We start from the raw sequence: 4,876 nt of genomic DNA on the forward strand, positions 1-4,876 counted from the left end.
CCCCCCGGTGAGCAACAATTTCAGAACGTGCGTTCGAACCAGGTGAAGACTATCTCGACCCACCGACAAGAACGCTCGAGCTGAAAATGATGCAGCTGACCTGCAGCTATCCGCCGAATCGTTCTACACTCCACTCCATGAGCGAGCCCGATTCCACGTCGTCGGAACCAGTCGAATTGCGCCGGCGTGCCGCCCGCGGCGATCAGGATGCCATCGACGAGTTGGTCGAACTCGCAGGCTCTCGACACGACCTCGACGAACTCCGCTCTTTCGCCGATGCAGGCAGCAGCGATGCCGTCGACATCCTCGTCGAGCTCGCCGGTGAACGTGGCGACCGCGCCGAGCTGCAGAGATTGGCCGCCGCAGGTAGCCAAGACGCCGCGGACATCCTGGAGGAACTCGACAGCTAAGCGGGCCGCTCCCCCAATTGCACGGTGAGTCGGTGTGCCGCGTCGAGCAGCAGCTTGCCCAACTCCCGACGTCGGTCGTCGCGAAATCGCGTCTCGACACCCGTCAGGCTCAGTGCCCATGCAGGACCTCCGGCACGGTCGAACACGGCAGCGCCGAGGCCCCAGCTGCCTTCCACCAGCAACGCCGGGTTGACGGCAAATCCGGTGGTGCGGGTGTGTGCGATGCGGCGTCGAATCTCGTTGTCGGAGTGACTGTCTCCCCACTCGGGCACGAGATCGACTCCGCTCAGGTACCCGTCCACCTCCCGATCGGGAAGGTGCGCAAGAATTGCCAGGCCTGCGGACGCCACCCCGAGCGGTAGCCGAATTCCCTCGTACAGCACGTGGGAGCGCAGCGGAAAGCTCCCTTCCACCCGAAGCAGGCACACGGTCTCCACCCCTCGCCGGGCCGACAGAAACGCACTTTCTCCGCTCTCGGTGGCCAACGCCTGCACTATCTTTCGAGCCTGGTCGGTGATGTCGTACCGCAATGCCGCCATCGATCCGAGCAGATAGATCTCCGGGCCCAATGACCAGTGGCCGGTGGCGGAGTCGCGGTCGACGAATCCTTGGTCGGCCATAGACGCCAGGAGGCGATGTGCGGTCGGTCTCGCGATACCGGTCGCCCGAGCGAGCGCGGTGGTCGAGGCACCCGACGGCTCCTCACTTCCCGCTGCGCGCAGCAACGAACAGATTTTGCCGATCACACTTGCGTTGGCATCCGCTGAGGTCACCCGGCCATCGTACGTCCACTCAGCGGACGCCAAGTTCGCATCCGTTCACCGAACGAGCAAAAACCGGCATTCACTTCACCTGTACGCACAGCTCAGGTTCACTGACTACAACGTTTGCTCAACGAACACATCAGGAGCTACCAGTGACTGGAAAGACCTACGCGTCCGCCGCCGAGGCGGTCGCGGACATCGGCCGAGGAGCGACCCTCGCGGTCGGCGGCTTCGGATTGTGCGGCATCCCCGACGCCTCATCGACGCCATCGCGAACACCGACGCCGACGAGCTCGAAGTGTTCTCCAACAACTGCGGCGTCGACGGCTACGGGCTCGGAATCCTGCTGGCCGCCGGACGAATTCGCCGTGTCACTGCGTCCTACGTCGGCGAGAACAAGGAGTTCGCCCGGCAGTACCTGGCCGGCGAGCTCGAGGTCGAACTGACCCCGCAGGGAACTCTGGCGGAGCGACTTCGCGCCGGAGGCACCGGAATTCCCGCGTTCTTCACCCCAGCAGGAGTCGGCAGTCCCATCGCCGACGGCGGAATGCCGTGGCGCTACGACGCCGACGGTTCCGTCTCGATCGCGTCGCCACCCAAGGAGACTCGGGTGTTCGGCGACAAGCGCTACGTTCTCGAGGAGTCGATCAACGCCGACTTCGCGCTTGTACACGCCGAGATCGGTGACACAGCAGGAAATCTCGTGTTCGACAAGACTGCGATGAACTTCAATCCCCTCGCCGCGATGGCGGGCAGGATCACCATCGCGCAGGTCGAGAATCTGGTGGAGCCGGGCGAGATCGATCCGGCCCACGTACATCTTCCCGGCGTGTTCGTCCAACGTGTCGTGCATACCGGGCCACAGGACAGGCGCATCGAAAAGCGCACCGTCAGTTCAGGAGTTCGAGCATGAGTGCAGGATGGACACGCGACCAGATGGCCGAGCGCGCCGCAGCGGAAATGGTCGACGGGGAATATGTCAATCTCGGCATCGGACTGCCGACGTTGATCCCGGGGTACCTGACCGACTCGGTCAAGGTCACCCTGCACTCGGAGAACGGCATCCTCGGCACCGGGCCGTACCCCACCGAGGACGAGGTCGACGCCAATCTGATCAACGCGGGCAAGGAGACGGTCACCATCAATCCCGGTGCGGCGTACTTCGATTCGTCGCTGAGCTTCGGCATGATCCGCGGCGGCCACATCGACACCGCCGTGTTGGGCGGTATGCAGGTCTCGCGAACCGGCGACCTCGCCAACTGGATGGTGCCCGGCAAGATGGTCAAGGGCATGGGCGGTGCGATGGACCTCGTGCACGGCGCCCGGCGCGTCATCGTAGTCATGGAACACACCGATCGCGACGGGAACCCGAAGATCCTGAACGCCTGCACTCTGCCGTTGACCGGCCAAGGCGTCGTGAATCGCATCATCACGAACCTCGCGGTCATCGAGGTCGTCGGCGACGGAACACTCGCACTCGCCGAGCTCGCACCCGGGGTGACATCCGAAGAGGTCACCGCCGCAACGGGATCGGCGCTCACGATCACGTGAGTCAATCACGTGACACAACTGTGGGCTCGAACGTGACGAACACGTTCGAGCCCACAGTTCGAGGTACTAGTCCGGAATCATGTCGAAGGTATCCGGGTTCGGGCCGTTACGGCCCTGCTCACCCTTGTCAAGGGCTGTGATGGCGTCGACATCGGCAGAACTGAGCTCGAAGTCGAAGATCTCGAAGTTGGCCTTGACGCGCTCCGGCGTCACCGACTTCGGGAAGATGATGTTGCCGCGCTGAATGTGCCAGCGCAGAACCACCTGTGCGACGGATTTGCCTGTGGCGTCGGCGATTCGCTTCAGTTCCGCGTCGTCGAGAACGTTGCCCTGGGCGATCGGTGACCACGCCTCGGTGGGGATGGCGTGTTCACGGCCGTAGGCCCACACGTCGTTGTTGACGAAGTACGGGTGCACCTCGATCTGGTTCACCGCGGGGACCGTCTCGGTCTCCTCCGCCAACCGGTCCAGGTGGGCGGGCTGGAAGTTGGATACGCCGATATTGTGAGCTCGGCCGTCGGCGACGAACTCCTCCAGCGTCTTCCAGGTGGAGACGAAGTCGCCGTCGTAGCGGGTCGGGAGCGGCCAGTGGATCAGAAAGAGGTCCACGTAGTCGGTGCCGAGGTCGCTGAGCGTCTTGTCGAATGCCGTCCGCGCATCGTCGGGCTTGTGGAAGCCGTTGTTGAGCTTGCTGGTGACGAAGACCGATTCGCGGTCGATGCCGGAGTTGCGGATACCTTCGCCGACCTGCTTCTCGTTTCCGTACATCTCGGCGGTGTCGATGTGGCGGTAGCCGATCTCGAGGGCCGTTTCGACGGCCTGGGCCGTCTTCTCGGGATCGATCTGGAACACGCCGAAGCCGAGCTGCGGGATCTGCTTGCCGTTTCTGAGCGTGACGTTGGGTACCTGAGTCATATCGCTCGGGTGCCCGACCTCCCCCCGCTTCAAACCGGATGGAATGATGCCAACGTGATAGTGCAGCGCATCCGGCGCGTCGTCGATGGGGTTGCCGAGAATCTCGGCCGGTCCACCGCAGCTCTGACCGCCCCGACTCGGCACTTCGATCCTGCGCACCCGTGGTTCCTCACCGCGACCGAGCGCGGCAACGACGACACTCGAATCACAGCCTGGACCGAGGGCAACCGCGTCGAGAACCTCGTGCACGGCAAGACGTATTTTGCGGCGCTTGCGCAGGCACTCGCGCGGACGGAACGCGACGATCTGGTGCTCTTCACCGATTGGCGCGGCGACCCTGAACAGCTGCTCACCGACGACGGCGTGACCGTCGAGGATGCGCTCACCGGCGTGGCGCACCGCGGTGGCGTCGTCAAGGGCATGGTGTGGCGCTCGCACATGGAGACGTTCGGCTTCACCGGCCCGAAGAATCGCAAGCTCGCCCTACGGCTCGAGGAGGCCGGCGGCGAGGTGATCCTCGACCAGCGCGTGCTGGTAACCGGAAGCCACCACCAGAAGTTCGTCGTCGTGCGGTACGGCAGGAAAGATCTGCCCGACGTCGCCTTCGTCGGTGGTATCGATCTGGCCCGCGCCCGACGCGACGACGCCGATCATTTCGGCGATCCGGTCTCACGTCCCTTCCCTCCCGAGTACGGCGAGATCCCGGCCTGGCACGACGTTCAGGTCCAGCTCGAGGGACCCGCAGTGCGGGACGTCGAGGATGTCTTTCGAGAGCGCTGGGAGGATCCCGCAGCGCTGTCCCGCCTCCCCTGGCACGCCGTACCCGACATGCTGCGCGGGGTGACTCGGGAACCGTCCGAGCTACCGACTGCGGCTGCGCCGCCGGATCCGCAGGGCACCTGCTCGGTGCAGCTGCTGCGCACCTACCCGCGTCGGCGACCCGCCTACCCGTTCGCCACCAAGGGCGAGCGCAGCGCGGCACGTGCATACGCCAAGGCTCTGCACCGAGCTACCGAGTTGATCTACATCGAAGACCAGTACCTGTGGTCGGTCGACGTGGCGCGGGTGTTCGCCGCGGCACTGCGCCGCAAGCCGAACTTGCGGTTGGTGGTGGTGGTTCCCAAGCACCTCGACGACGACAGCCCACTCACCATTCCCTCTGCGCTGCTGGGACACTCGGCCGCGCTCGAGGTGATCCGCGCTGCCGGTGGTGATCGTGTGCTGGTTCTCGATATC

Annotated in this window: 5 protein-coding genes and 1 pseudogene; 4 read left to right on the plus strand and 2 right to left on the minus strand. The window is 64.5% G+C overall.

The features are described from left to right. The first annotated feature begins 137 nt into the window (after positions 1 to 137). Positions 138 to 410: a hypothetical protein gene (locus RHBS_RS24330; RefSeq protein ID WP_121872092.1), complete on the plus strand. Its 273-nt coding sequence runs from the start codon at positions 138 to 140 to the stop codon at positions 408 to 410. Here the strand turns inward: RHBS_RS24330 and RHBS_RS24335 are convergent. Beyond that, on the minus strand, positions 407 to 1,183 hold the full coding sequence (locus RHBS_RS24335; protein ID WP_183130365.1) for an IclR family transcriptional regulator: 777 nt from the start codon (positions 1,181 to 1,183) through the stop codon (positions 407 to 409). The two genes, RHBS_RS24330 and RHBS_RS24335, sit on opposite strands and share 4 nt — an antisense overlap. Before the next feature lie 143 nt (positions 1,184 to 1,326). Between RHBS_RS24335 and RHBS_RS24340 the strand changes: the two are divergent. Both RHBS_RS24340 and RHBS_RS24345 read left to right on the plus strand, forming a co-directional pair. Next, positions 1,327 to 2,087: pseudogene (locus RHBS_RS24340) on the plus strand (CoA transferase subunit A). Further along, positions 2,084 to 2,725, plus strand: coding sequence for a 3-oxoacid CoA-transferase subunit B (locus tag RHBS_RS24345; protein ID WP_121872090.1), 642 nt, complete (start codon positions 2,084 to 2,086; stop codon positions 2,723 to 2,725). Before RHBS_RS24340 ends, RHBS_RS24345 begins: the two are co-directional and overlap by 4 nt. 66 nt (positions 2,726 to 2,791) lie before the next feature. Here the strand turns inward: RHBS_RS24345 and RHBS_RS24350 are convergent, their stop codons facing one another. Then, positions 2,792 to 3,640, minus strand: coding sequence for an aldo/keto reductase (locus RHBS_RS24350; RefSeq protein WP_121872936.1), 849 nt, complete (start codon positions 3,638 to 3,640; stop codon positions 2,792 to 2,794). Positions 3,641 to 3,694: 54 nt separating this feature from the next. Between RHBS_RS24350 and RHBS_RS24355 the strand changes: the two genes are divergently transcribed. Next, positions 3,695 to 4,876 (plus strand): phosphatidylserine/phosphatidylglycerophosphate/cardiolipin synthase family protein (locus tag RHBS_RS24355; protein ID WP_128646659.1); only part of this gene is annotated, 1,182 nt, incomplete at its 3' end.

The sequence above is a fragment of the Rhodococcus sp. BS-15 genome (assembly GCF_000813105.1).
In the GTDB taxonomy this organism is placed as follows: Bacteria; Actinomycetota; Actinomycetes; order Mycobacteriales; family Mycobacteriaceae; genus Rhodococcoides.

Bases quoted from the DNA above. Each gene is read 5' to 3' on its own strand.
- RHBS_RS24350 (WP_121872936.1), bottom strand. From the start codon at position 3,640: ATGACTCAGGTACCCAACGTCACGCTCAGAAACGGCAAGCAGATCCCG.
- RHBS_RS24330 (WP_121872092.1), top strand. From the start codon at position 138: ATGAGCGAGCCCGATTCCACGTCGTCGGAACCAGTCGAATTGCGCCGG.
- RHBS_RS24345 (WP_121872090.1), top strand. From the start codon at position 2,084: ATGAGTGCAGGATGGACACGCGACCAGATGGCCGAGCGCGCCGCAGCG.